Raw genomic sequence first — 24756 nt, 5'->3', positions numbered from 1 at the left:
TTTGACATCCGACTATCGGACGTACAAGCGGCATGCCGGGTGACATGCCTCCCGTCGCTCACGCGGTGCGACCGGCCGCCTCGTACTCCGGTTCGAGCCCACCGGCGTCCGCCGCGGTGCCCCGGACCCGGCGCCCGACCGCACCCGCCAGTGCACCGAGCGTCACCAGGACGAGCCCCGCCGTGGCGATCGATCCCACGGCCGCGTCGGGGGCGATCAGTACGAGCACGAACGCCACCCCGGGCCACCACAACAATGCGCGGAGGGGGGCGGGAACCGTCCAGTCGGGTGAATCCGAGGCCATGTGCTGCCCTTACCCACTGCCTCCGGGATCCATGCGCGCGCGGCGGGACGCTAGCGTTCCGGCATGGATCACGCCGCCGCCCTGACCGAGCAGAACCGCCTGCTCGCCGAGCTCGTCCACGACCGCGCGCCGGACGCCGCCGTCCCGACCTGCCCGGGCTGGACGCTGCAGCAGCTGGTCCGCCACGTCGGTCGCGGCGACCGCTGGGCGGCCACGATCGTGCGCACCGGCGAGTTCGTCGACCCGCGCGAGGTGCCGGGCGGCAAGCCCGGCGACGACGTCACCGGCTGGCTGCGGGAGAGCCCGCGGACGCTGCTCGACGCCGTCGCCGAGACCGGGCCGGACGTGCCCGTCTGGACGTTCCTGGGCCCGCGCCCGGCCGCCTGGTGGATCCGGCGGCGGCTGCACGAGTCGACCGTGCACCGGGCGGACGCGGCGCTCGCGCTGGGCGAGGCCTACGCGATCGACGCCGCCGTCGCGGCGGACGGGGTGTCGGAGACGCTGGCGCTGACGGCCGAGCGACCCCCCGCCGAGGCCCCGCCGCTGCCCGCGGGCACGGTCCTGCACCTGCACGCCACCGACGACGGGCTCGGCGAGGCGGGGGAGTGGATGGTGCGCGGCACCGACGACGGCGGCGTCGCCTGGGAGCACGGGCACGGCAAGGGCGCGGCGGCCGTCCGGGGCCCGGCGGCCGACCTGCTGCTCGCGGTCCACCGCCGGATCCCGGCGTCGGCCGTGCAGGTGCTCGGCGACGCCGCGGTGTTCGACACCTGGCTCGCGCGCACCGTGTTCTGAGGTGCCGCGTTCTGAGGCCCTGATCAGGTCAGGTCGTCGACCAGCAGGTCCATCAGCAGGCCGTCGTGCCAGCTGCCGTCGAGGCGGCGCTCGTAGCCGCGCATGACGCCGACCGGGCGGAACCCGACGCGGGTGTAGCTGCGGATCGCCCGCTCGTTGTGGGCGGCCGGGTCGATGACGATCCGGCGGTGCCCGCGGACGTCGAACAGGTAGCGCACCATCGTGCGCATCGCGTCGGCGCCCAGGCCCTGGCCGTGGGCGTCGGGGTGCAGGGCGAGGTCGAGGCCCGCGTGCCGGTGGTCGGGGTCGTCCTCCTCGTAGTAGATGATCAGCCCGACCACCTCGCCGTGCAGCTCCACCGCGTAGCCCTGGGGCCCGAGCAGCTCCCGGCGCACGCGCTCCAGGTCGTAGCCGCCCCACCACTTCGCGACCTCGGGGTGCGAGAGGATCTCCAGGAACCGCGGCACGTGCTCCGCGGTGGTGGGGCGCAGCACGACGGTCTGCCCGGCGATGGCGGCCGGCGGGGTGGGGGTCACGGGGCGGCCTCCGCGGTGAGGTCGAGGCGGGCGCGCTCGGCCAGCGTGGCCGCCGAGGTGGGCTGCTCGAAGAACACCTCGGCGCGGCGCCCGCTGATGTCCAGGGTGGCGATCGTGTTGCCGAACAGCGGCCCGGCGAGCCGCTCCCAGTCGACGGCCTTGGGCGGCGCCCCGGCCCGCTCCGACCAGCGCTCGGTGAGCCGCCGGGTGAATTGCGACCAGCCGAGCCGGAAGCCGGGCTTGACGAACCACTCGACGTGGTTGTGCACCGGCGAGCAGGTGAGCTGGTGCACCGCGGCGGGCGGACGTGACTCCAGGTCGGCGCGCGCGGCGTAGCTGTGGTGGACGTCGCCGGAGAGCACGTTGACCGAGGCCACCCCGCTGCCCGCGGCCCGCTCGATCATGCGGGTGAGCCGGTCGAACGACTCGCGGAACGCGGCCCAGTGCTCCAGGTCGGCCTCCTGGCGGATCCATTCGCCCAGGCGCCCCCGCCAACCCGGTTTCGCCGCCGCGATCTCGTTGACCGTCTGCAGCTCGCCGATCGCGTGCGGCAGCAGCCAGGGCAGCGACGTGCCCAGCACCAGGTGGTCGACCGTGCCGGGCGCGTGCACCGCGGCCTCGACCCAGTCGAACTCCGGATCGCCCAGCATGAGGTGCTGCCCGTCGTCCAGGATGCGCCCGTTCCGGGAGTCGATCATGACGAACCGGCTGCGCCCCAGGTCCCACCGGAAGCTGAACCGCACGCCCTTGGCGCCGTCGGTCTCGGCGTCGGCGCGGTCGGCGGTGTCGGCCAGCAACGGCCAGGTGTCGCCGGTGGCCGTGACGACGCGCTGGTAGTCGGCGTCGGCGGCGAGCTCGTCGGGCGGGAGGTTGCCGATGTGCTGGAACACCCAGTACGACGCCAGACCGGCCCGGATCCGGTGCTCCCACCAGGTCGTCGCCCGCATCTCGTCGCGCCAGGCCGCGGAGGTGTTCCAGTCGTCGCGGACGTCGTGGTCGTCGAAGATCATCGCGGTGGGGACGGTGGAGAGCAGCCACCGGATCTCCGGGTCGGACCAGGCGTCGCGGTAGAGGCCCACGTACTCGTCGAAGTCGACGATCTCGTCGTCGGGCCAGTCGGGGTGGGCGTCGCGGCGCCCGGCGATGCGACGGCGGATCGCCGGCATCAGCTCGTCGGCGTAGACCTGGTCGCCCAGCAGCAGCAGCGCGTCGGGCCACTCCTCGGGATCGCGCCCCAGCATGCGGCCGGTGTAGGCGTCGAGCGCGTCGATGCCCAGCCGCGCGGCGATCCGGGGATCGGCGACCTTCGCGTAGCGGCACGACCCGAAGATGATCCGGTTGGACCCGTCGGACTCCGGCCCGCGCGTGCGGATCAGGCTGGCCGGGAACGGGCTCGGGGTCTGCGGCCAGGCGAGCTCGCCGTCGAGGTGGACCTCGTAGGGGGTGCGGCTGTCCGGCGTCAGCCCGGTGACGCCGACCAGTGCGAAGTGGTGCCCCCGCACCTCGAAGGTGGGTGCCTCGCAACCCAGGACACGGACGGTGCAGGCGCGGTCGGTCTGCACCCAGACCTGCGCGGTGGTCTCGCCGACGTGGCGCAGGACGGGTCCGAGGACGAGCACCTCGTCACCCTACCGAGGGACGGGCGTCCTCGAGGGCGAGCAACGCCGCGCCGATCATCCCGGCGTCGCCACCGAACACGGCGGGCCGGATCGGCACCGGCTCGCGGACCTGCGTGGCGTAGGCGAACTCGCGCGCGGCCCGGCGAGCGGGCTCCAGCAGCAGATCGCCGGTGCTCACCAGGCCGCCCCCGACGACGACCGCCTCCAGCTCGAAGATGTTGGCCAGCGACGCGATGCCGACGCCGAGCCAGCGGCCCAGGCGGCCGAACAGGTCCCGCGCGACGGCGTCGCCCTGCGTCGCCGCCGCGGTGACCGTCCGGCCGGTGACCTCGCCCTGTTCCGCGCCGAGCCGCGCGATCAGCCCGCGGGGGTCGTCGTCGGCGGCCTCGCGGCCCATCCTGGTCAGCGCGGTGCCCGAGGCGTAGGCCTCGAAGCAGCCGTGGTTGCCGCAGCCGCAGACGGGGCCGTCGGGGTTGAGGACGATGTGGCCGAGCTCCGCGCCGCGGCCGGTGGGTCCCCGGTAGATCCGGCCGTCCAGGACCAGGCCGCCGCCGATCCCGGTGCCGACGGTGACCAGCACCAGCTCCCGGTACGGCCGGGGCCCCAGCCGGGCCTCGGCGAGCACCGCCACGTTGGCGTCGTTGTCGATGACGGCCGGCAGCCCGGTGGCGGCCTCGAGCTGCTCGCGCACCGGCCAGTCGCGGTAGGCGTTGTTCGGGGCCCACAGCATGCGGCCCTCCGGCCACTGCACGATGCCGGCCGCGCCGACGCCGATCGCCGACACGTCGGGGTGCTTCTCGCGCAGCCGCCCGACGATGTCGAGCAGCACCGCGGACACCGCCTCGGCGTCGGAGTCCTCCGGTGTGGGCTCGACGATCTCGGTCGACAGTGTGCCGTCGGCGTCGACGACACCCCCCGCGATCTTGGTACCGCCGACGTCCAGCCCGATCGCCCGCTTCGTGCTCACACCCGAACTATGGCATCGCCGGTGTTTCGCCCGGGCCCGGACGGGGAACTGCCCGACATGCTCCTTCGACGAGTCGCTCGACCCATGCTCGCCGCCCTGTTCATCCAGGGCGGTATCACCGCGCTCAAGGCGCCCCAGGGCCACGTCGAGGCGGCCAAGCCCGTGCTCGACGCCGTCGCCCCGGCCGTGGACAAGGCCGTCGAGGTGGCGCCGATCGACCAGCGCCCCGACGACGAGATGCTCATCAAGATCGACGCCGGCGTCAAGATCGTCGCCGGGTCGATGCTGGCGCTGGGCAAGTTCCCGCGTCTGGCCTCCACCGCCCTCGCCGCGTCGCTGATCCCCACCACCCTGGCCGGCCACCGGTTCTGGGAGGAGACCGACGAGGCGAGGAAGGCGGAGCAGCAGATCCACTTCTTCAAGAACGTCGGCCTGCTCGGCGGCCTGCTCATCGCCGCCGCCGACACCCACGGCAAGCCGTCGGTGGCCTACCGCGGCAAGCGGGCCGCCCGGCGCGCGCAGGCCGCGGTCGCCGACCTCACCCACACCTCGGGCCCGGGGATCGGTGACCGGGTCAGCTCGGTGGCACACGATGCCTCCGGTGCGCTCAGCGGTGTCGCCGCCGGCATCGTTGGTGCCGCGCCCGTCGCCGGCGCGGCCGTCTCGTCCTTCGCGCAGAAGGCCGGGACCCAGCTCTCGGCGGCGGGGACCGACGCCTCGTCCCGCGCGTCGGAGCTGGGTCAGGACCTGTCGGTCCGTGCCGCCCGCGCCGCGAAGAAGGCCGAGAAGCGCGGCGCCGAGCTGCAGAAGGTCGCCGAGCAGCGCGGCGCCGAGCTGCAGAAGGCGGCGGACAAGCGCCGCGCCGAGCTGCTCAAGCGCACCGCGAAGCAGCGCAAGCAGCTCGCCAAGCAGGCGGCGAAGAAGCGCAAGGAGCTGGAGAAGCGCGGCCCCGCCGTGCTCGACCAGGTGACCACGCAGGCCGGCACGCTGGGCCACGACATCGCCGCCCGCGCCTCCGCCGTCGGCGCCGAGATCGCCCACCAGGCCGAGGGGGCCGCGAAGGACGCCCGCAAGCGCGTCCACGCCCTCACCGCCTGAGCCCACCCGTCCACCGGAGCCGGGCACCCCGACGGGGTGCCCGGCTCCTTGCTCAGTCCAGGCAGAACTCGTTGCCCTCGGGGTCGGCCATCACGATGTGCCCGGCGCCCATCGGCAGGTGCGGCTCGTCGCGCCGGATCCGGGTGGCACCGCGGGCGACGAGCCGCGCGCACTCCGCCTCCAGCGCCGCCATCCGCTCGTCGCCCTGCAGCCCCGGTGCCGCGCGCACGTCGATGTGCAGGCGGTTCTTGGCGACCTTGTCCTCGGGCACCCGCTGGAAGTACAGCCGCGGCCCCCGGCCGTCCGGGTCCTCGATCGCCGACCTGCTGTTCCACTCGTCCTGCGACACGCCGGTCCGGGCGAGGAACTCGTCCCACGCGGCCAGCGCGTCGGCCCCCTCCGCCAGCTCGACCCCGGGCGGGCCCGGGTGGACGTAGCCGAGCACGTCGCGCCAGAACGTCGACAGCGCGCGGGGGTCGTGGGCGTCGAAGGTGATCTGGACGTCGCGGCTCATCGGGTCTCCGTTCGTGGGTGCAGGGATCTGCATCCTCCCGCTCCTTCCCCGTCCGGGCCGGGCGAGGCTGCGTGTCGTCGGGGATCTCTCGGCGGTCCGACCCTCGCGGACGGGCCCGTCCGGCAACCTGCGGGCGGGGCGGCCGACGTCGGGGTCGAGGGCAGGGACGCGATCCGTCCTTTCCCCTCTCCCTCCGTTCATCTGACGGCGCCGACGATCGGCCATCGCTGTGACGTCGGCTCCCGGGAGCCACCTGGTTCCGTTCGGGCGACAGTTCGGCGGCGCGTTGCGGATCTTTCTCCGTTCCGACCCTCGCGGACGGGCCCGGCTGGCATCCTGCTGGCGTGGCGGCGGACGACGGGGTCGAGGGCAGCGAGAGCGCGCGGGGATACGCCGCCGTGGGCTGGGCCGAGGCGCGGCTGGCCGCTCCGGTGGTCGGTGGGGGTGGTGCCGGTGGGTTCGTGGTGGATCCGGAGCGGGCGGAGGCGTGCATCGTGGAGCTGACGCGGATCGTCAACGACCTGCGCCTACAGGCCATGATGCAGGCGGCTTGCGCGTTCGATGCGCCCGGCTACGACGATGTGAGCTTGAACCTGGCAGTGAACGGGCGCGTGATGGCGCAACGAGCGGAGCAGTTCGTCCGAGCATGGGCCGATCAGATTGAGGCGACCCGAGACGCCCTCCAGCTGCAGCTCGATGGCTACTCCACCACCGAGGACACGAACCGGCGGTTGCTGTGAAACTCGTGTGGCTCCTGACGTTCTCGATCGTCCTCGCGACGACGGGATGCAGCTCCGCTACGGTGCCGGGCGTCGGCGCGCCGGTCGAGTCCGTATCACCCGTGCCCGCTCAGGGCGAGCCACCGCGGTGGGCGCCGTCGGTGCGTTCTCCGCGAGATGCGCGTGGTGTCCCTCCGTGCGATGTGCTGTCCGAGGAACAGATCAGGGAACTGGGATTTCTGCCGGATACGGCGGTTGAGTCCATTAACTCCACGACGCAGAGCTGTGGTTGGTCCTCGGCGACCGACGATACGAATCCGGTCGGCCTCGAGATCAATAGCGACAGCAACCTGGCGGCGCTCGACATCGTCCACAACCTGCGCGAGACGTTCGCCAGATTCGAGCCAACCGAGGTTGGCGGTCACCCCGCCATCCGTGCGGATGATCTGCCCGACAACGGCTGCGCGCTCTACATCGCCATCGCCGATCACCAGGGCATCAGCATCGAGTACAACGCGGCCAACCGGCCGTTGCCCGATCCCTGCGAGATTCCCCGCCGGATGGGTGCGTTCATCCTCGCCAACCTCCCGCCCCTGACCTGAGGACGCACGATGGCCGAGCCCTACGCCCAGACCGCCGTCCCGTTCGACCGGTTGCCGCTCGCCGCGTTGCGGGATCCCGTCCTGGCCGGTCCGGGCATCGGGGGGATGGGGGACGCCGCCGAGCGCTACCGCCATCTCGCCGACACACTGCAGCGCGCCACCGACGACCTCAGGGCCGCGATGCGGGGCGCGCAGGGAGCGCACGATGGGGAAGCGGCGGAGGCGTCGCGGCAGTACGTCGAGCGGCTCGCGGCGGTGGGGGAGCTCGGGGCGGGGCAGGCCCGGATCGCGGTCGGTGCCCTCGACGACGGCGCCTCCTACTACAGCCGCGTCGCCGACGACATGCGTGCGCTGCAGACCGACCTGCCCACGCCGCGCAACGTCGCGCACGCCGAGGCGCAGGCCCGGGCCGTCGACGAGCTCCGCGTGCTGGCGGTGGAGGCGGCGCAGCGCTACGAGTCCAACGCCAACTGGTCGGCCGGGCGCACCTTCCAGGCGTTCGACGCGCCGGCGCTCGCCGCGCCGGGCGAGGGCGGCGGGGTGCCCGTCACGGGGGCGTCGGTCGGGGGGATCGGGTCCGCGGCGCTCGGGTCCGGCGGGAGCGGGACGGGCGGCGCCGGTGCGTCGGTCGTCGGGGCGGGCACCGGTCCGGGTGCGCCGACCGCGGGGACGGACGCCGGTGCGGCCGGGCTCGTCGGCGGGCGCCCGGCCGCCGGCTCCGGGGTGGGTGCCGGGTCCGGCGTGGCGGGCGCGGGGAGCGTGGCCGGTGCCGGCGGACCGGGCATCGGGAGCTCCGGCCTCGGGAGTCCGGGCGCCGGGAGCGCGGGCGCCGGGAGCCCAGGGGTCGGCGGTCCGGGGGCCGGGGCGCCGGGCAACGCGGCGACGGGGCCCGGGGGAGTGGGCGCGGTGCCGGTCGGCGGCGGAGCACGCGGCTCCGGCGTGTCGTCACCCGGTGCGGGTGCGGTCCCGTCCGGCCGGCCCGCAGCGGTCCCGATCGGCCGGTCGACCCCGGGTGAGCCGGGCGGCACCGGTGGCGGATGGGTGCCGGGCACCCCGTGGTCGGGCCGCCCGCAGCCCGACGCGGGAACGGCGGCCCGGGCCGTCCCCGCGGAACCGCCCGTCCCGCCACGGCCGGGCACGGGCCCGGGTGGGTCAGCCCCCGGCGCCGCGGCTGCGGGTCGCCCCGCCACCACCGGCATGCCGCTGATGCCGATGGCCGGTGCCGGGCGCGGGCAGGAGTCCGAGCACACCCGCCCGTCCTGGCTGCTCGAGGACGACCCGCAGGCCTTCTGGTTCTCCGGGATCCCCGAGCACACGCCGGGCGTGATCGGTGGCGAGGGCGACACCGACCACTGAGGTCACCAGATGCGCACCCGCTCGCCGGGCGGGGTGAACAGCGCGTCGGACTCCCGGACGTCGAACGCCTCGTGGAAGGCGTCGAGGTTGGTGACCACGGCGTTGCACCGCAGGTCCGGCGGCGAGTGCGGGTCGAGCGTGAGGCGGCGGATCGCCTCCGCGTCGCGGGTGACGGCCCGCCACACCTGGGCCCAGCCGAACAGCACGCGCTGCACCCCGGTGAGCCCGTCGATGACGGGCGGCTCCTCGTCGGCGGTGGCGATCGCGTAGGCCTTGAGGGCGATCGTCAGCCCGCCGAGGTCGCCGATGTTCTCCCCGACGGTGAGGGCGCCGTTGACCTTGTGCTCAGGCAGCCCGATCGGGGAGAGCGCGTCGTACTGGGCGATCAGCGCGGCCGAGCGACGGTCGAACTCGGTGCGGTCGGCGTCGGTCCACCAGTCGGTCATGTTGCCGTCGCCGTCGTACTTGGAGCCCTGGTCGTCGAAGCCGTGGCCGATCTCGTGACCGATGACGGCGCCGATCCCGCCGTAGTTGGCGGCGTCGTCGGCGTCGGGATCGAAGAACGGCGGCTGCAGGATCGCGGCCGGGAAGACGATCTCGTTCATCCGCGGGTGGTAGTAGGCGTTGACGGTCTGCGGCGTCATGAACCACTCGTCGTGGTCGACCGGCTGCCCGATCTTCGCCAGCTGGAAGTCGGTCATCCACTCACCGGCGCGTCCGACGTTGCCGAGCAGGTCGTCGGGCCGCACGACCAGCGACGAGTAGTCCTTCCAGACGTCCGGGTAGCCGATCTTGGGGGTGAAGCGCTCCAGCTTGTCGAGCGCGCGCTGCCGGGTCTCCGGGCTCATCCAGTCCAGCGTGGAGATCGACTGCCGGTAGGCCTCGACGAGGTGCGCGACGAGCTCGACCATCCGCTCCTTCGACGACGCCGGGAAGTGCCGCTCGACGTAGAGCTTGCCGACCTCCTCGCCCAGCGCCGCCTCGACCAGCGCGACCCCGCGCTTCCAGCGCTCCCGCAGGGTCGGGGTGCCGGACAGCGTGCGGCCGTGGAAGGCGAAGTCCTCCTCCACGACGTCGGCGTTCAGGAACTCGGCGCAGGACGACGCGGTGTGCACGGCCAGCCACGCCTGCCACTGCTCCAGCGGGCGCTGCGCCCACAGCTGCGCGGCGGCGGCGACGAAGCTCGGCTGCCGCACGACCACCTCGTCGAACGCGCCGTCGGGGGCGCCCATGGCGGCGAGGAACGGCTCCCAGTCGAACTCGGGCGCCGACTCCCGCAGCTCACCCAGCGTCATCAGCGTGTAGGTCTTCTCGGCGTCGCGGTTGGTGACGCGGTCCCACGACGCGGCGGCGAGCGCGGTCTCCAGCTCCATCACGGTGTCGGCGTGGTCCGGCAGGCCGACGAGCGCGCACAGCCGCCGCAGGTGGGCGACGTACTCCGTGCGGATCTCCGCGGAGCCCTCCTCGCGGTAGTAGGACTCGTCGGGCAGCCCGAGCCCGGCCTGCGACAGGTGCACCAGGTAGCGGGTCGAGTCCTTCGCGTCGGTGGAGACGAACGCGCCGAACAGTGCGGCCCGCCCCTCCCGCTGGCGCCGGCCGAGCACCGCGGCGAGCGCGGCGCGGTCGGTGGCCTCCGTGACCTCGTCGAGCAGGGGGGTGAGCGGGGCGACGCCCGCGGCCTCCACCCGCTCGACGTCCATGAACGAGGCGTACAGGTCGGCGACGGGACCGGACCCGGCCTCCTCCACGATCGCGCGGACGTCGGCCTCGGCGTTGTCGCGCAGGGCACGGAAGGCGCCGTCCTGCGCGCGGTCGTCGGGGATGGTGTGCGTGGCGACCCAGCGACCGTTGACGTGGGAGAACAGGTCGTCCTGCGGTCGGACGGCCGGGTCGACCCACTGGAGGTCCAGACCGCTCGGGGTCGAGGTCGTGGGGGTCGAAGTCGAGGTCATCGCCCCATGGTGCCAGGCGGGATCAGTGCTCGTGGGCCTGGTCGTAGCCGAGGTCGCCGCCGTCGAGGTCGAGATCGCGGCCCGCCATCCGGCCGGAGACGGGGGTGCGGCGGCGGCTGGCGGGCAGCTGTAGGGCCGACCTCACCTCGTGGGCCAGGTCGTATCCGTAATCACCGCTGAGATCATCGTTGACCGGCATGGTCGTCTCCTCGAACGTCGTCGCGTACTGACGCTCCGTGACCGATGTACTTCGGACGGTGCTCGAAAATGATCGCCCGATCAGCGGGCCGGTGGCAAGGGCGTTCCACCGGTTGGCGTCATCGCCGCGCGGGGGTTCACCCGAGCGGGCGCCCGGCCCTACGATCCCGCTCCGTGGTGGACGGTCCGCTCCGGTCGCGGATCGCGGCCGCACTGGCGGCCGGCCGGGTCGTCGACCTGATCCCCGACCTGCCTCGGACCCTCATCGACGGATCGTCGATGCGGAGCTGGGGCGCCGCCCACGACGTCGACGCCGACTTCCTCCGTGACCTGTTGAGAGGCGTCGGTCCCGGAGCGCCGCCCGACCCCCGCGGACTGCGCCTGCGCGGTGTGCGGATCCGCGGCCGGCTCGACCTGGACCACGTGGCGACACCCGTCCGGCTCGAGCTCCAGGACTGCCTGCTCCAGGACGGGATGAGCGCGGAACAGGCCCACCTCCCGGCGCTGGCGCTGGCCAGGTGCCGCATCTCGGACCCGTCCGGTATCGCCCTCCACGCCGACCGGCTCCGGACCGACGGATCGCTGTACCTGAACGGCTCGTGCGTCGAGGGCGGGATCGGGCTGGTCGGCGCCGGGATCGGCGGCAGCCTGCACCTCAGCAGCACGACCGTGCGGAACCCCGTCGGCCCCGCGGTCGCGGCGGAGGGGGTGACGGTCGCGCGCGACCTGCTCGCCGACGGCACGTGCACCATCGACGGTTCGAGCGTGCTGGGCGCGCTCGTCCTGCTGGACGCCCGGATCGACGGCGTCCTCTGGGCGCGGGACGCCACCATCCGCAACGACGCGGGTCCGGCCGTCCACGGGGGCGGGCTCCGGATCGGCCGCGACCTGTACCTCGACGGCGGGTTCTCGGCGGTCGGGTCCGGCCTCGTCCGATCGACGGTCCATCTCTCCGCGGCCCAGGTCGGCGGACTGCTGTACGTCACCCGCGGCGGTGTGCGACACGACGACGACCGGCACCGGTGGTCGGTCGACGGACTCACCTACGCGGGCGTCCCGCTGCTCGGTGACCGGCGGGACCGCGACGGATGGATCGACCTCCTCCGGAGGGCGACGCCGCGGTACTCGGCGCAGCCCTACCAGCAGCTCGCGGCCGTCCACCGCGCGGAGGGCCACGACTCCGACGTGCGCGTGATCCTCATGGCCCAGCGGCGCGACCAGATCGAGCGGGGCGGGTTGTCCGGAGCCGACCTGTGGTGGGCCCGGCTCACCGGCGCGCTGCTCGGCTTCGGCTACCAGCCCTGGCGGGCCCTGATCGTCCTCGTCGGTGTCCTGGTGCTGTCCGTGGCGCTCTCGATCGGCCTGGGCGCGGCGGGCGCGCTCGCCGCCGGTCCTCCGCCTCGGCCCTGCACCGTGATCGAGACCGTCGGGCGGGGGCTGGATCTGGGCGCGCCGTTCCTGCCGCGGAGTGCGTCCTCGACGTGCACGGTCACCGCCACCGACGCGGCCACGGTCCTGACGATCGGGACGTGGGTCATGCAGGTGATCGCCTGGGCCCTCGCCGCCCTGTTCGTCGCCGGGTTCACGGGGATCGTCAGGCGGACGTGACGCCCGCCGGGACGCCGCTCGCGGCCGGTCGCCTCGTCCCGGCACCTTCTGGGGCATCGTGAGCACGTGGAGCTGCGAAGCGGCCGAGCACATCGGTCCCGAGCTCCGTGCTGCGCGCGCTGGCGTGCCGTGGGCCGCGGCCGCTCGGATGCGGGACCGCCTGGTCGATCACTACTTCGACATCCTCCGGTGCGACCCGGCCGCTGGTGCCCGCTCCACGTGTGGATCGGAAAGTGGGGCGGGTGGGGTTCGAACCCACGACCTGACGGGTTATGAGTCCGCTGCTCTGACCAGCTGAGCTACCGCCCCTCGCGCGCCGGAACCCTACCGGAGGGTGACGAACCCGCTGGTCGTTGCCGGTCCCGGGCCCGCCGCACGCCCCCCGGACCCGACCGCCGACCGGCCGTCGGCGAACGGCCCAGTCCGGGAGTGCGCCGTTCGGCCGTCGGGTTCGCCCGATCCCGCACGTCACGGCCCGGTGGGCGCATCTGCCGATCCGCCCGTCGTACGGGGATCGACTCGGATCGAGGTGATCACCGTCCGCGCATACCGTGCATACCTTCAGTCACCCCAGCGGGGCAATTGCCTCGATCGAGTGATCAGGCGAGGGAGTGGGATGAGCAGCCGGCGGTCGGCCAGATGGCCCGGGACCCGGCCCGTCGACGACACGGGCGGCGCCGATGATGCCGATCTGGCGCACCGCAACACCGTGGCGGCCGGCTACCTCGCCGACGGTCGGCTGGACCGTGCGGTGCGGGCACTGGAGTCGCTGCTCGACGACTGCCGGGCGCAGCTGGGCGAGGAGGACGTCGACACGCTGGTCGTGGAGGGCAACCTCGCCGTCGCGCTGGTGATGGGGGGACACGAGGACGAGGGCGCGATGCTGATGTCCGCGAACCTCGCCCGGCGCGAGCGGGTGTTCGGCGACGAGCACCCGCAGACGCTCACCGCCCGGGACGCGGTGGCGGCCACGCACCGGCTGGCGGGGCGGCTGCCCGAGGCGCTGTGGCTCTACTCCCGGGTCGCGCCGCAGCGCAACCGCGTCCTCGGGCCCTCCCACCCGCACACCCTGACCACCCGCCTCGGGCTCGGGCTGACCTTCGCCGCGGCCGGCGACACGGCGATGGCCCTCGACGTCGTCACGGCCGCGCTCCAGGACTGCGACGAGGTCGTCGTCGAGCAGGCCGAGCTGCTGCGCTCGTGCCTGGCGGAGCTGCAGGGCGCGGCCGTGCCCGGTCAGCGCAGCGGGTCCCCGCAGCGGTTCGCGCGCGCGGCGGTCGACGTCGTGGCCGGCGCGGATCGGGGTGGGCCGCCCTGAGAACCGCCGTCCCCGCCCACCGCACGTCCCGACCGGATCGGACCGACATGGCCTGCTCACACTCAGCGGGGTGCCCGCTGTTCCCCCTGCTCAACGCCAGTCTCGACGGGTGGCGCCGCTGCTACTGCGACAGCGACGACGGCTGGCGCGGCTGTGCCCGCTACCAGCAGTCGCTGCGCGGCCAGTACGTCCCGCTCAGCCTGCTCCCCAACGGCCACGACGCCCAGCACCTGCAGAGCGCGGCCGTGCAGGGCCCCGCGGCGCCGGGGCCGAGCGGTGTCCCGGGCAGTGCCCCGACGCTGCTGGAGCTGCTGTTCGAGCACGCGCCCACCCCGGACGACACACCGCTGTTCACCGAGCGGCACCGCCCGTCCCCGACCCCACGACCCGTCGACGAACCCGACCGGCCGCGCCCCTGGTGGACGCGGCTGGCCGAGTGGATGAGGAGCCCCGCATGACCGACTACTGGCCGTGGTGGGCGGGCGCGATCGGGCTCGCCCTGGTCACGATCGCCTACTCGCTCGCCGCCGACCGCTCCTTCGGGGTGTCCGGGGCCTGGGACCGGGTCCTGCACTGGCGCACCGAGCGCGACCTGGAGCGACGGCGGGCGCGCGACGAGGTGGAGCGCCGGGCACTGGTCGACGCGCTCGCCGGGGCCGGGTCCGGACCACCGGCGGGGCCGCACGCGCCGGTGCCCGAGCCGCCGCCGCGCCCGGCGTCGCTGGTCAGCCAGGCGGCCCTGCTCGTCTCGATCCTGGTCGGCGGGTTCGTCGCGGCGACCGTCTCCGGGCGCTTCGACCTGCGTCTGGACATGGGCGCGGGCTTCGCCGACATCGTCACCGCGGACCCGCTGACGATGGTCGTGGTCCTGTTCGTCGGCGGGGTGCTCGTCGGCTTCGGCACCCGTCTCGCCGGGGGCTGCAGCTCGGGCCACGGGCTGCACGGCTGCGGCCGGCTCTACCCGGTCAGCCTGGTGGCGACCGCCGTGTTCTTCGGCACCGCCGTCGTCGTGTCGTTCCTGCTGTGGAAGGTCGTCTGATGCGGACCCAGGGCGGGATCCTGTTCGCCAACATCGGCGCCGGGCTGGCACTCGGCTTCGTGGTCACCAGCATCGGGTTCGGCGACTTCGCCGAGCTCAACCGGATGTTCACCTTCCAGGACCTGCGGATGTTCCTGGCCTTCGCCGGGGCGGTCGCGATCATCGTGGCGGTCTTCGCGATCGCCGGGGTGCGCCGGACCCCGACCCGCATCCACGCCGGGGTGGTGCCCGGAGCGGCGCTGTTCGGCGTCGGCTGGGCGATCTCCGGCGGCTGCCCGGCCATCCCGATCATCCAGGTCGGGAGCGGGTACCTGCCGGCGCTGGTGTCGATCGCCGGGATCGTCGTCGGCATCCGGCTGTGCCGCCGGGTCACCACGCGCCTGCGCATCGACACCGGCTCCTGCGGGGTCTGAGGGGCCTGCGCCGGGAAACGCGTCGGAGTGCGTACCGCGACACAGACGCGCGGGCCGCTGCGCCGCAGGCTGGTCCCACCACCCGGACCGGCGATCGGAGCCAGCCATGAGCACCACCCCCCGCACCCTCGGACTCCTGCTGGCGGTCGCCGTCACGGGGGCGGCACTGGCCGGCTGCGACGCCTCGGCCTACGAGGACCCGTACTACACCGAGTCGTCCTCGGAGGGCGGTGACGTGCAGTTCTACCCGGGCGGCACGATCACCGACACCGGCGACGGCCTCATCGTCTCCGGTACCGACGGGACGTCGTTCTCGAGCGGATGACACGTGTCATCGGCGGGCCGCCGGGGCGTCACGTCCCCCGGTGACGGGCGGGACTGCCGTCGCGGAGCCCGCGTCCCGATCATCGGGGCATGCGATCACGAAACCTCACGGTCCTGCTCGCCGCGGGTGCCCTCGCCGCCGGATGTGCGACGGGGGTGGCGGCCGGGGGGTCGGCCGCGCCCGTCGACTGGCGGGAGTGCGGCCCGAACCTCGACTGCGCGACGGTGGACGTCCCCGTCGACCACGACGACCCCGGAGGCGACACCGTGGCGCTGTCGCTGGTCCGCCACCGCGCCACCGACCCGGCGCAGCGGATCGGCAGCCTGTTCTACAACCCCGGGGGTCCCGGCGGGCCGGCCACCGACTCCGTCCGCATGATCGACACGGCCGCGGGCACGGGGCCGTGGTCGCCGGAGCTGCTGGCCCGCTTCGACGTCGTGGGCATGGACCCGCGCGGGGTGGGGGAGAGCGAGGGCGTGCGCTGCCTCGACGACGCGACCCGCGAGGCGAACCTGGCGACGGACCTGGATCCGGCGCTGCCCGGCGGGTTGCCCCGCGGCACCCTCGACGCGGAGGTCCGCGAGCTGGCCGAGGGCTGCCTCGCGAACGTCGACCCCGCGTTGCTGGCGAACATGGCCACCGACGACGTCGCGCGCGACATGGACCTGGTCCGCGCCGCGCTCGGCGAGGAGGAGATCACCTACCTCGGCGCCTCCTACGGGACGCTGCTCGGCGCGACCTACGCGACGCTGTTCCCCGACCGCGTACGGCACATGGCACTCGACGCGCCCGTCGACCCGGCCCGCTGGCAGCTCGACCCCGTCGCCGCGACGACCGACCAGGCACTCTCCGGCGAGCGGATGCTCGACGCCTACCTGGCCACCTGCGTCGAGCAGGGATGCCCGTTCGGGGCGGGTGACCCGGGCGCCGCGCTCGACGCGCTGGTGGCGCGCATGGAGGCGCAGCCGCTGGAGGTGCCGGCGGCGAACGGGGCCCCGGCCGGGCGGCTCGACGGGGCCGGGGTGCTGTCGGCGGCGCGCATCGCGATGTTCGGGCCGGCCCTGTGGCCGGTGCTCACGACCGGTCTGCTCGCCGCGGAGGCCGGTGACGGGTCGATCCTGCTGAACCTGTCGACGGCGTTGGCGCGCGAGCCCGACGGCTCCCCGGCCGGGTTCGGCGAGGCCAACATGGCCGTCAACTGCCTGGACCGTACGGTGCCCGCCGACCCGGCCGTGCACGACGCGAACGCGGCCGAGATCGTCGCGGCCGCGCCCCGCTTCGGCACGCTGTCCAGCTACCTGATGCTCGCCTGCGCCTCCTGGCCGGTGCCGAACCCGGACCGCTTCGAGGGGCCGCTCGACGGTGCGGGCGCCCCGCCGATCCTGGTCGTCGGCGGCCGGGAGGACTCGCAGACCCCCTACGCGTGGGCGGAGACGATGGCCGACGGGCTGGAGTCCGGTGTCCTGCTCACCCGCGAGGGCTACGGCCACGGCTCGTACCGGGCGAGCGGACCGTGCGTCGACACCGCGGTCGACCGGTACCTCGTCGACGGGGTGCTGCCCGCCGAGGGCACCGTCTGCCCGCAGGAACCGGCGCCCAGCACGCTGCCGGTCACGGGATGAGACACCGCGGGGGCGCGGAATGCGGTATCCCTGACGCGGCACGGGTTCCCGGACGCAAGGAGGCGTCATGATCTTCATCGTGATCAGGATCGACATCCGCCCGGAGAAGCGGGAGGACTTCCTCGCCGGCATCACGAAGTACTCCGCGCAGGTGCGCGAGGAGCCCGGGAACCTGATGTTCTCCTGCTTCGCGAGCGTCGAGCGGCCCGACGAGTACGCGGTGCTCGCCAACTACGTCGACCAGGCGGCGGGGGAGGCGCACGTGAGCTCCGCGCACGCGCAGTGGTTCTTCGGCTGGCTGCCCTCGGTCGTGGCGACGGTGCCGCGGATCGTCTACCAGGAGCTGCCGCCGGGGGTGGACTGGTCGGAGATGGGCGAGGTCGTGCTGGAGCGGTAGGGCCCCGGACCTGCCGTCCCGCCCGAACTTTCAGTTGACGCAACTTGCAGGCAGTGCAATGTTGGGGTCGTCACGACACCGATGCACGGCCGAGAGCGGCGCAAGCGGTCCACCCGTCGGGCGCTGCGGTCGGCCGTGCTGGAGCTCGGCCTGGAGCGCGGGTGGGCCGAGGTGCGGGTCGAGGAGGTCGCCGAACGCGCCGGGGTGTCGGCCCGCACGTTCTTCAACTACTTCGAGACCAAGGAGGACGCCGCGCTGCTGGACCTGTTCGTCGTCCCCGACGACGAGCTGGCCGCGCTCGAGGGCCCGGCACCGCGGCTGTGGCACGCGCTCACCGAGCTGTTCACCGCCGACGTCGAGCGGCTCGGCGGCGACGGCGCGGACGTCCCCCGGTTCATGGAGCTGCAGCGGCGCAACCCCGGGCTGCAGGCCCGGCAGATGGGCGTGTTCACCCTCTTCGAGGGCCGGCTCTCGTCGGCGATCGCGGCCCGGCTGCCCGACGACCGCGACGGCAGGCTGCGGGCCGGGCTGATGTCGGGTGCGTGCATCACCGCCGTCCGGGTCGGCCTGCAGGCCTGGACGGCGGGGGGCTGGCAGGGCCCACCCGGTGCCGACGTCCGCGACGCCTTCGGGCTGCTCGCCCCCGCCTTCGCCCGCTGACGCGCACCCCCGGACAGGAGCCCGCCGTGAGCGACCGCCCCCTCGCAGCACCGTCACCGCTGCCCCGCATCGACATCACCGACCCCGGGTTCAAGGCCGACCCGTTCCCGCTGTACGCCCGGCTGCGCGACGAGTCGCCGGTGCACCCCGTCGAGCTGCCGCGGTTCGGCCGGGCGTACCTCGTCACCCGCTACGCCGACGTCGCCGCCGGTTTCCGCGACGACCGGCTGGTGAAGAACCGGCGCACCGCGCTGACCGCCGGGCAGCTCGCCCGCGGCCCGCGGCTGCCCCGCGCGCTGTCCGCCCTGGAACGCGGCCTGCTGTCCCTCGACGGCGAGGACCACCACCGGCTGCGCGCCCTGGTGCACCAGGCCTTCACCCCGCGCCGCGTCGAGGAGATGCGCGACCAGGCCGAACGGCTCGCCGACGAGCTGCTCGACGCCGCGCTGGCGAAGGCGGCCCGGACCGGGCATTTCGACCTGGTCGCCGACTACGCCCTGCCCCTGCCGCTGACGCTCATCGCGCGGATCCTGGGGGTCCCCGAGCGGGACGGCGCGCGCTTCCGGTCCTGGACCGTGTCGCTGCTGTCGCTGGCCCGCGGCAACCCGCTGCCGAGGATCCCCTCGGTGCTGCTGTTCCTGCGGTACCTGCGGCGGCTCGTCGCCGAGCGGACCCGGCGCCCCACCGGTGACCTGATCTCCGCCCTGGCCGCCGCCCGCGAGGCCGACGACCGGCTCAGCGCCGACGAGGTGCTGTCCATGATCGTGCTGCTGCTCACCGCGGGCCACGAGACCACCGTCAACCTGATCGGCACCGGGACGCTGGCCCTGTTGCGCCATCCCGACCAGCTCGCCCGGCTGCGCGACGACCCGGCGCTCGTCCCGACCGCCGTCGAGGAGCTCGTACGCCACGTCGTGCCGGCCGAGACCGCCACCGAGCGCTACGCCCGCGAGGACCTCGAGATCGCCGGCACGCTCATACCGCGCGGATCGCTGGTGCTGCTCGTGGTCGCCGCCGCCAACCGCGATCCCGGCTGGTTCCCCGACCCCGACCGGCTCGACCTCGCCCGCAGCCCAAACCGGCACCTCTCGTTCGGCCAGGGCGTGCACTACTGCCTCGGGGCGCCGCTGTCGCGCCTGGAGGCCGGGGTGGCACTGCCGGCGTTGCTGCGCCGGGTCCCCGACCTGCGCCTGGCCGTGCCCGAGGACGCGCTCCGGTGGCGGGGTGGGATGGTCCTGCGCGGCGTCGAGAGCCTCCCGGTCGCGGTGCGGTGACGGCCCGTCCGGGGTCAGCGCATGACGAAGGTGCTCGACCCCGCGTCGAAGCGCAGCTCGTCGCTGTCGAACGCCGCCCCGACCGCCCCGCCGTCCACCAGGGCGGCAGGCGGCCCGGACCGCACCCCGCCGTCGCGGTCGAGCAGCCACACCCGGTCGGCGACGCGCAGCGCGAGCTCCACGTCGTGGGTCGAGACCACCACGACGATGCCCCGCTCGCGCGCCAGCCGGCGCAGCAGCCCGGTGACCGAGACGCGCGAGGGGGCGTCGAGGAACGCGGTGGGCTCGTCGAGGAGCAGCAGGTCGGGGGCCTGGGCGAGCGCGCGGGCGACCAGTACGCGCTGGCGCTCGCCGTCGGACAGGCGCCCGACCCGCCGGTCGGCGAACCCCGAGGCGCGGACCGCAACCAGCGCGGCGTCGACGGCGGCGTGGTCGGCCGGGCGCAGCGTGCCGCGGGCCCCGGTGTGCGGGTGGCGGCCGAGCGCGACGAGCTCCCACGCCGTCAGCAGGCCGGGATCGACGCGCTCGGTGAGCACCACCGCCACGCGGCGGGCGCGGGCGGCGGGGGAGAGGGCGAGCAGGTCGGCGCCGTCGAGGGCGACCGTCCCGGAGACGGCGGGGAGCAGGCCCGCGACGGTGCGCAGCAGCGTCGACTTGCCCGCCCCGTTCGGCCCGAGCAGGGCCGTCAGCTCGCCGGGCCGGGCGTCGAGGGTGACGCCGGTGAGCACGGCGGGGCCACGGCGGTGCCCGACGGTGAGGTCGTGCAGGCGCAGGCTCACGCGTTCACCGTCCGGCTGCGGATCAGCACCGTGATGACGACCGGCGCCCCGACCACGGAGGTGATGACGTTGACCGGCACCGGCCCGGGCAGCCACGGCAGGTGCGCGGCGACCGCGCAGGCCAGCGCGACGCCCGCGCCGGTGAGCAGCGCCGCGGGCAGCAGGACCCGGTGGCCGGAGCTGCCCACGGCCAGGCGCGCGAGGTGCGGGACGGCCATCCCGAGGAACGCCACGGGCCCGCAGTAGGCGGTGACCGCCCCGGCCAGCACGGCCGAGGACGCCAGGACCACCAGCCGCACCCGCCCGATCCGCACCCCGACCGAGCGGGCGTGGTCCTCGCCGAGCAACAGGGCGTCGAGCGCCTTCGCCCCGGCCAGCGCCACGACCAGCCCGACGGCGACGACCGGGGCGAACACGGCGAGGTCGGCACCCGAGGTCCCGGAGAAGCTGCCCAGCCCCCAGACGACGAACTGCTGCGCCCGCTGCGGGTCGACCAGCGTGAGCAGCAGGCTCACCGCCGCGGTGGCCAGCGACCCGAGCATCACCCCGACGATCAGCAGCACCACCCCCGACCGCACCCAGCGCGAGAGCAGCAGCACGACGCCGAGCACGATCCCGGCCCCGAGCGCCGCGGCGACGACCGTCCCGGCGCGCCCGGCCCCGGCGAGCCCGGCGGCGAACGTGCCCGCGGCCCCGCCGCCCGTCCCGGCAACGGCGAGCGCGACGCCCAGGCTCGCCCCCGCGCTGACCCCCAGCACGTAGGGCTCGGCCAGCGGGTTGCGGAACAGCGTCTGCAGCTGCAGCCCGGCGACGCCCAGCGCGGCCCCGGCCAGCGCCGCGGTGAGCGCCCGGGGCACGCGCACCGTCCCGATCAGGACGGGGGCGGCCGGGTCGGCGGGGGTGAGCCCGAGCAGCACGGCCACCGTGTCGTACGGCGACACGACGACCGGCCCCACCGCGACGGCCAGCACCAGCGCGACGACGGCACCCACACCCAGCAGCCCGACCGCCACCGCCCCCCTCCCGCGAGTCCCCCGTTCCCCGGCCCCGAGTCCCCGCCGGATTCGGGGCCGGATCCGGAGGGACTCGCGCGCGGGAAACGGGGGACTCGCGGGTGGGGTCATCGGAGCTCGGTGTAGAAGGTCTGCTCGTGGGCCGGGGCGAGCTCGGGATGCAGGATCGCGACCAGGTCGGCCAGCACCAGGTCGGGGCGGGTGACCCCGCGCTCGTAGAAGTCGTTGCCGCCGCCGGGCCCGATGGCGCGGTTGGCCGTCCACACCCGGCCCTCGCGCATCGCGGCCAGCTCGCCGTAGCGGGGGTCGGCGGCCAGTGCGGCGGCCCGGTCGGCCCAGTCCTGGGTGGCCAGCCACACCGGGGCCTGCCCGGCGGTGGCGTAGACGGTCTCGAAGTCCAGCGTCAGGCTGCTGGTCGACGGGTCGTCCGACCACGGGTTCGCGCCCCCGGCGTCGTCGAGCAGGCGGCCCAGGTAGCTGCCCCCGGCCGGGACGCTCCAGGTGCCCTGGAACAGCGACCCGGCGAGGACGGGCACCGGCTCCGCCCCCGCCGCCCGCGCCGCGGTCCCGGTGTACGCCGCCTCGACCTGGTCGAACACCGCGGCCGCCCGCAGCTCGTCGCCGGTCAGCGCGGCCATCACCTTGATCCACTCGGCGCGGCCGAGCGGCGTCGGCTCCAGGTACTCCGCGTTGGCGACGACCGGGATGCCGGCCTGGCGCAGCGTCGCGTGGGCGGGGTCGTCGAACCCGCCGGTCATCAGGACGTCCGGGCGCCCGGTGACGACCCGCTCCACGTCGATCTGCTCGGTGGGCGCGTACTCGGCCACGGCCCCGGCGTCGATCGCCGCGAGCACCTCCGGCGAGCTGACGAACGCGGCCGTCGCCACGCCGGTGAGGACGTCGACGCGGCCGAGGTCGACCAGCAGGGGCAGGTGCGTGGTGGAGCCGGAGTAGAGGCTGTCGACCGGCACCGTGATCCGCTGTGCCGACGCCAGCTCGGGGGGCAGCTCGGGCGTGGCGCCGCAGGTGACGAGCACGTAGGACTCGGGCTCGGCGCCGGGGGAGGGCTGGTCCACCGTGAGGACCTGGTAGCCCTCGGCGTAGGTCAGGGAGAAGTTCTCGGCGTGCTCGACGGTGGAGCGCCCGCCGGTGCCCGGGACGCAGGCGGCGGGCGCCGCGGGCGGGGCCGCGGCGCAGGCGGACAGGACGACGACCCCGGCGAGCAGGGCAGGGACGAGACGCACGGGTGACTCCTCACGGGGATATCCGCCCCGGATCACGGAGGGGTGACGACGTGAGTCTCTGGCTCTCCCCGCGGGGGGATCACAGTGGCGGGACCGCGCCGGACTCGCACCGGCTTCCTCGTACCGCCGTCACCTGGACACCGGCCATCCTGTCACGCCGCGGCGCTACTCCCCGACGTAGGACATGACGTGCTTGACGCGGGTGTAGTCCTCCAGCGAGTACGCCGACAGGTCCTTGCCGTAGCCGGACTGCTTGACCCCGCCGTGCGGCATCTCCGCCACCAGTGGGATGTGGCAGTTGACCCAGACGCAGCCGGAGTCGATCGCCGCCGACACCCGCAGCGCGGTGCCGTGGTCGCGGGTCCAGACGCTGGCGGCGAGGCCGTAGTCGGTGTCGTTGGCCATCGCGACCGCCTCGGCCTCGTCGGCGAAGGTCTGCACCGTGATCACCGGGCCGAAGATCTCGGTGCGGACCAGCTCGTCGTCGGCGCGCAGGCCGTCGACGAGCGTGGGGGTGTAGAAGTAGCCGCCGCCCCCGGCCGCGCCGCCGCCGGACACCACCGTGGCGTGCGACGGGGCCCGCTCCACCAGGCCGGACACGTGCGCGAGCTGGGTGGGGTTGTTGACCGGCGGGATGAAGAGGTCCTCGCTGCCCGCCACCTCGTCGCGGGACAGGCGCACGCCCGCGGCCTGCTCGGCGAGCGCCTCGACCAGCTCGCCCCGGACCGACTCGGCGACCAGCACGCGGGTGGCGGCGGTGCAGTCCTGCCCGGCGTTGAAGTACCCGGCGACGGCGATGCCCTCGGCGGCCGCGGCGATGTCGGCGTCGGCGAACACCACGCACGGCGCCTTGCCGCCCAGCTCCAGGTGCGTCCGCTTGACCGTCGGCCGCGGCGGCCTGCGCGACCGCCTTGCCGGCCCGGGTGCTGCCGGTGATCGACACCATCGCGGGCGTCGGGTGCGCGGTGAGCAGCGCACCGGTGCCGCGGTCGCCGCAGACGACGTTGAACACCCCGGGCGGGAGGATGTCGGCGAACAGCTCGGCCATCAGGACCGCGCTCGCCGGCGTGGTGTCGCTCGGCTTGAGGACGATGGTGTTGCCCGCCGCCAGCGCGGGCGCGAACTTCCAGACCGCCATCATCATCGGGTAGTTCCACGGCGCCACCGACCCGACGACCCCGACCGGCTCGCGCCGGATCGTCGACTGGAACCCGCGCATGTACTCCGCGCTGGCCTTGCCCTCCAGCATCCGGGCCGCCCCGGCGAAGAACCGGATCTGGTCGACCATCGGCGGGATCTCCTCCGACGCCGTGAGGCCACGGGGCTTGCCGGTGTTGCGGGCCTCGGCCTCGACCAGCCGCTCCGCCCCGGCCTCGACGGCGTCGGCCATGGCGAGCAGCTTCTCCATGCGCTCGCCGGGGGTGGTGCGCCGCCACTGCCCGAACGCGCGGGCCGCCGCGGCGAACGCCGCGTCGACGTCGGGGGCGGTGGACAGCGGGGCGGTGGCGTAGACCTCGCCGGTGGCCGGGTCGACCACGTCGGACCAGCCGCCCTCGGCGGGGGGTGTGAACCCGCCGTCGACGAAGTTCAGGAGCCGGGTCTTGTCGGACATCGCGCCAGTCTCGTGAGGTCCGGGGGCGCGGGCAATCGGCCGTGCAGGTAGGGATGCCCTGCCGTCACACACGACCGCGGCCCCGCACTGCCCGGGGGCAGGCGGGGCCGCGGCCGGCCGGCTCAGTGGTCGCCGAAGACGACGGTGTAGTGGGCCCGGTCGATCGTCGGGTAGCCGTTGTAGGCCTGGCCGACGGCGAACGTGGTGGCGTTCGGGTCGAGCAGCCGGGCGTTGTGGCCGGGGGAGTTCTTCCACCAGTTCAGGGCGGCCTCGGGGGAACTGTACGAGGGGGAGGAGCCGTAGCCCCAGAAGTTGATCTCACCGAGGTAGCCGGTGTAGCCCGAGCAGAACTGGACGCGCTGGGCGACGTTCATGCCGCGGGTGTCGATGTGGTTGCTGGGGGAGAACCCGCGGTTGAAGCTGTCGAGGCTGGCCCACATGGCCGGGCGGGCCAGCGTGCGGGAGTAGGTCAGCGGGCGCAGGCCGTGCTGGGCGCGGTAGGCGTTGATCGCGTTGGCGAGCACGACCTCCCCGTCGCGGTGGTCGAGGGCGAGACCGTCGACGTAGCTGCCGTAGCCCATGTACGCGCAGTCACGCGGGGCGGCGGAGGCGGGGGTGGCGAGGCCGGCCATGAGGCCGGCGGCCAGGATCCCGCCGAGGGTCAGCTGGGCGATGCGGCGGATGCGGGTGGCGACGGACATCGTGGGCTCCTCGGGCTGGTGGGGTGGTCTCCGCCGGTCGTCCGGCGTCGTCACCAGGAGGAGGGCCGCCGGGGCCGTCCGGTTACACCCC

General features: G+C 74.5%; 26 protein-coding genes, 1 tRNA gene, 1 pseudogene and 1 riboswitch. Of the genes and pseudogenes, 15 read left to right on the top strand and 13 right to left on the bottom strand.

Translation table 11 applies throughout. The features are described 5' to 3' along the window. Positions 1–58: 58 nt before the first annotated feature. Entirely contained in the window at positions 59–229 is a 171-nt protein-coding gene (locus PHY01_RS26410; protein ID WP_170183751.1) for a hypothetical protein, read from the bottom strand. 138 nt (positions 230–367) lie between these two features. Between PHY01_RS26410 and PHY01_RS10720 the strand changes: the two genes are divergently transcribed. Then, positions 368–1099, top strand: coding sequence for a maleylpyruvate isomerase family mycothiol-dependent enzyme (locus PHY01_RS10720; protein WP_141278421.1), 732 nt, complete (start codon positions 368–370; stop codon positions 1097–1099). A 23-nt stretch (positions 1100–1122) separates the two neighbouring features. On the opposite strand, the gene PHY01_RS10715 is transcribed toward PHY01_RS10720, so the two are convergent. From PHY01_RS10715 to PHY01_RS10705, 3 genes are read right to left on the bottom strand one after another with little or no spacing between them, the layout of a single operon-like run. Continuing rightward, positions 1123–1611 carry a GNAT family N-acetyltransferase gene (locus tag PHY01_RS10715; RefSeq protein WP_170183755.1) on the bottom strand — a complete coding sequence of 163 codons (489 nt, stop codon included), beginning with the start codon at positions 1609–1611 and terminating at the stop codon, positions 1123–1125. A 20-nt stretch (positions 1612–1631) separates the two neighbouring features. Continuing rightward, positions 1632–3254, bottom strand: a complete 1623-nt coding sequence (locus PHY01_RS10710) for an alkaline phosphatase D family protein (RefSeq protein ID WP_141278419.1) — start codon at positions 3252–3254, stop codon at positions 1632–1634. Positions 3255–3258: 4 nt separating this feature from the next. Further along, positions 3259–4221: an ROK family protein gene (locus tag PHY01_RS10705; RefSeq protein WP_141278418.1), complete on the bottom strand. Its 963-nt coding sequence runs from the start codon at positions 4219–4221 to the stop codon at positions 3259–3261. A gap of 84 nt (positions 4222–4305) precedes the next feature. Here PHY01_RS10705 and PHY01_RS10700 point away from each other — a divergent pair, with 84 nt between their 5' ends. Then, positions 4306–5319 (top strand): DoxX family protein, encoded by a 1014-nt coding sequence (locus tag PHY01_RS10700; RefSeq protein ID WP_170183750.1) that lies wholly within the window; start codon positions 4306–4308, stop codon positions 5317–5319. A gap of 52 nt (positions 5320–5371) precedes the next feature. On the opposite strand, the gene PHY01_RS10695 is transcribed toward PHY01_RS10700, so the two are convergent. Beyond that, entirely contained in the window at positions 5372–5833 is a 462-nt protein-coding gene (locus PHY01_RS10695) for a VOC family protein (RefSeq protein ID WP_141278416.1), read from the bottom strand. Positions 5834–6177: 344 nt separating this feature from the next. Between PHY01_RS10695 and PHY01_RS10690 the strand changes: the two genes are divergently transcribed. Genes PHY01_RS10690 through PHY01_RS27945 form a run of 3 tightly spaced genes read left to right on the top strand, consistent with a single transcriptional unit; the run spans position 6178 to position 8510 of the window. After that, positions 6178–6573, top strand: coding sequence for a PE domain-containing protein (locus PHY01_RS10690; protein WP_141278415.1), 396 nt, complete (start codon positions 6178–6180; stop codon positions 6571–6573). A 5-nt stretch (positions 6574–6578) separates the two neighbouring features. Beyond that, entirely contained in the window at positions 6579–7154 is a 576-nt protein-coding gene (locus PHY01_RS10685; RefSeq protein WP_170183749.1) for a DUF3558 domain-containing protein, read from the top strand. A 9-nt stretch (positions 7155–7163) separates the two neighbouring features. After that, positions 7164–8510, top strand: coding sequence for a hypothetical protein (locus PHY01_RS27945; RefSeq protein WP_141278413.1), 1347 nt, complete (start codon positions 7164–7166; stop codon positions 8508–8510). 2 nt (positions 8511–8512) lie between these two features. Here the strand turns inward: PHY01_RS27945 and PHY01_RS10675 are convergent, their stop codons facing one another. Both PHY01_RS10675 and PHY01_RS26405 read right to left on the bottom strand, forming a co-directional pair. Further along, positions 8513–10462: a M13 family metallopeptidase gene (locus tag PHY01_RS10675; RefSeq protein ID WP_141278412.1), complete on the bottom strand. Its 1950-nt coding sequence runs from the start codon at positions 10460–10462 to the stop codon at positions 8513–8515. A 22-nt stretch (positions 10463–10484) separates the two neighbouring features. Next, positions 10485–10661 (bottom strand): hypothetical protein, encoded by a 177-nt coding sequence (locus tag PHY01_RS26405; RefSeq protein WP_170183748.1) that lies wholly within the window; start codon positions 10659–10661, stop codon positions 10485–10487. Between the two features lie 173 nt (positions 10662–10834). Between PHY01_RS26405 and PHY01_RS10670 the strand changes: the two genes are divergently transcribed. Beyond that, positions 10835–12268, top strand: coding sequence for a hypothetical protein (locus PHY01_RS10670; RefSeq protein WP_141278411.1), 1434 nt, complete (start codon positions 10835–10837; stop codon positions 12266–12268). A gap of 234 nt (positions 12269–12502) precedes the next feature. Here PHY01_RS10670 and PHY01_RS10665 read toward each other — a convergent pair. After that, a tRNA-Ile gene (locus PHY01_RS10665) sits at positions 12503–12577 on the bottom strand. A gap of 307 nt (positions 12578–12884) precedes the next feature. Here PHY01_RS10665 and PHY01_RS10660 point away from each other — a divergent pair. The 9 genes from PHY01_RS10660 (at position 12885) to PHY01_RS10620 (ending at position 19316) form a co-directional block, all read left to right on the top strand. Next, positions 12885–13586 (top strand): tetratricopeptide repeat protein, encoded by a 702-nt coding sequence (locus PHY01_RS10660; RefSeq protein WP_141278410.1) that lies wholly within the window; start codon positions 12885–12887, stop codon positions 13584–13586. A 47-nt stretch (positions 13587–13633) separates the two neighbouring features. Further along, positions 13634–14044, top strand: coding sequence for a hypothetical protein (locus PHY01_RS10655; protein WP_141278409.1), 411 nt, complete (start codon positions 13634–13636; stop codon positions 14042–14044). Beyond that, complete coding sequence (locus PHY01_RS10650) at positions 14041–14625, top strand: YeeE/YedE family protein (RefSeq protein WP_141278408.1); 585 nt, start codon at positions 14041–14043, stop codon at positions 14623–14625. The genes PHY01_RS10655 and PHY01_RS10650 overlap by 4 nt, the downstream gene beginning before the upstream one ends. Further along, complete coding sequence (locus PHY01_RS10645; RefSeq protein ID WP_141278407.1) at positions 14625–15038, top strand: YeeE/YedE thiosulfate transporter family protein; 414 nt, start codon at positions 14625–14627, stop codon at positions 15036–15038. The genes PHY01_RS10650 and PHY01_RS10645 overlap by 1 nt, the downstream gene beginning before the upstream one ends. 106 nt (positions 15039–15144) lie before the next feature. Next, positions 15145–15363 carry a hypothetical protein gene (locus PHY01_RS10640; RefSeq protein ID WP_141278406.1) on the top strand — a complete coding sequence of 73 codons (219 nt, stop codon included), beginning with the start codon at positions 15145–15147 and terminating at the stop codon, positions 15361–15363. Between the two features lie 89 nt (positions 15364–15452). Continuing rightward, positions 15453–16985, top strand: coding sequence for an alpha/beta hydrolase (locus PHY01_RS10635; protein WP_141278405.1), 1533 nt, complete (start codon positions 15453–15455; stop codon positions 16983–16985). A gap of 67 nt (positions 16986–17052) precedes the next feature. Beyond that, complete coding sequence (locus PHY01_RS10630) at positions 17053–17382, top strand: putative quinol monooxygenase (RefSeq protein ID WP_141278404.1); 330 nt, start codon at positions 17053–17055, stop codon at positions 17380–17382. 81 nt (positions 17383–17463) lie between these two features. Beyond that, positions 17464–18042, top strand: coding sequence for a TetR/AcrR family transcriptional regulator (locus PHY01_RS10625; protein ID WP_141278403.1), 579 nt, complete (start codon positions 17464–17466; stop codon positions 18040–18042). A gap of 26 nt (positions 18043–18068) precedes the next feature. Next, on the top strand, positions 18069–19316 hold the full coding sequence (locus PHY01_RS10620) for a cytochrome P450 family protein (protein ID WP_141278402.1): 1248 nt from the start codon (positions 18069–18071) through the stop codon (positions 19314–19316). Positions 19317–19330: 14 nt separating this feature from the next. Here PHY01_RS10620 and PHY01_RS10615 read toward each other — a convergent pair whose 3' ends face one another. From PHY01_RS10615 to PHY01_RS10595, 5 genes and pseudogenes are all read right to left on the bottom strand, one after another. Further along, on the bottom strand, positions 19331–20095 hold the full coding sequence (locus PHY01_RS10615; RefSeq protein WP_218030096.1) for an ABC transporter ATP-binding protein: 765 nt from the start codon (positions 20093–20095) through the stop codon (positions 19331–19333). After that, entirely contained in the window at positions 20092–21108 is a 1017-nt protein-coding gene (locus PHY01_RS10610) for a FecCD family ABC transporter permease (RefSeq protein WP_246085822.1), read from the bottom strand. The genes PHY01_RS10615 and PHY01_RS10610 overlap by 4 nt, the downstream gene beginning before the upstream one ends. A 107-nt stretch (positions 21109–21215) precedes the next feature. Beyond that, positions 21216–22352 (bottom strand): ABC transporter substrate-binding protein, encoded by a 1137-nt coding sequence (locus PHY01_RS10605; RefSeq protein ID WP_141278400.1) that lies wholly within the window; start codon positions 22350–22352, stop codon positions 21216–21218. A 30-nt stretch (positions 22353–22382) separates the two neighbouring features. Then, positions 22383–22521, bottom strand: a riboswitch (cobalamin riboswitch). Continuing rightward, positions 22518–23964 (bottom strand): annotated as a pseudogene (locus tag PHY01_RS10600) (aminobutyraldehyde dehydrogenase). (Overlaps the previous riboswitch by 4 nt.) A gap of 122 nt (positions 23965–24086) precedes the next feature. Next, on the bottom strand, positions 24087–24665 hold the full coding sequence (locus PHY01_RS10595) for a CAP domain-containing protein (RefSeq protein ID WP_141278399.1): 579 nt from the start codon (positions 24663–24665) through the stop codon (positions 24087–24089). Between the last annotated feature and the right edge of the window lie 91 nt (positions 24666–24756).

The sequence above is a fragment of the Pseudonocardia hydrocarbonoxydans genome (assembly GCF_006539565.1).
GTDB classification, from domain to species: domain Bacteria; phylum Actinomycetota; class Actinomycetes; order Mycobacteriales; family Pseudonocardiaceae; genus Pseudonocardia; species Pseudonocardia hydrocarbonoxydans.
The sequence above is the reverse complement of the archived record's forward strand: the minus strand, read 5'-3'. Positions and strand labels throughout refer to the sequence as shown.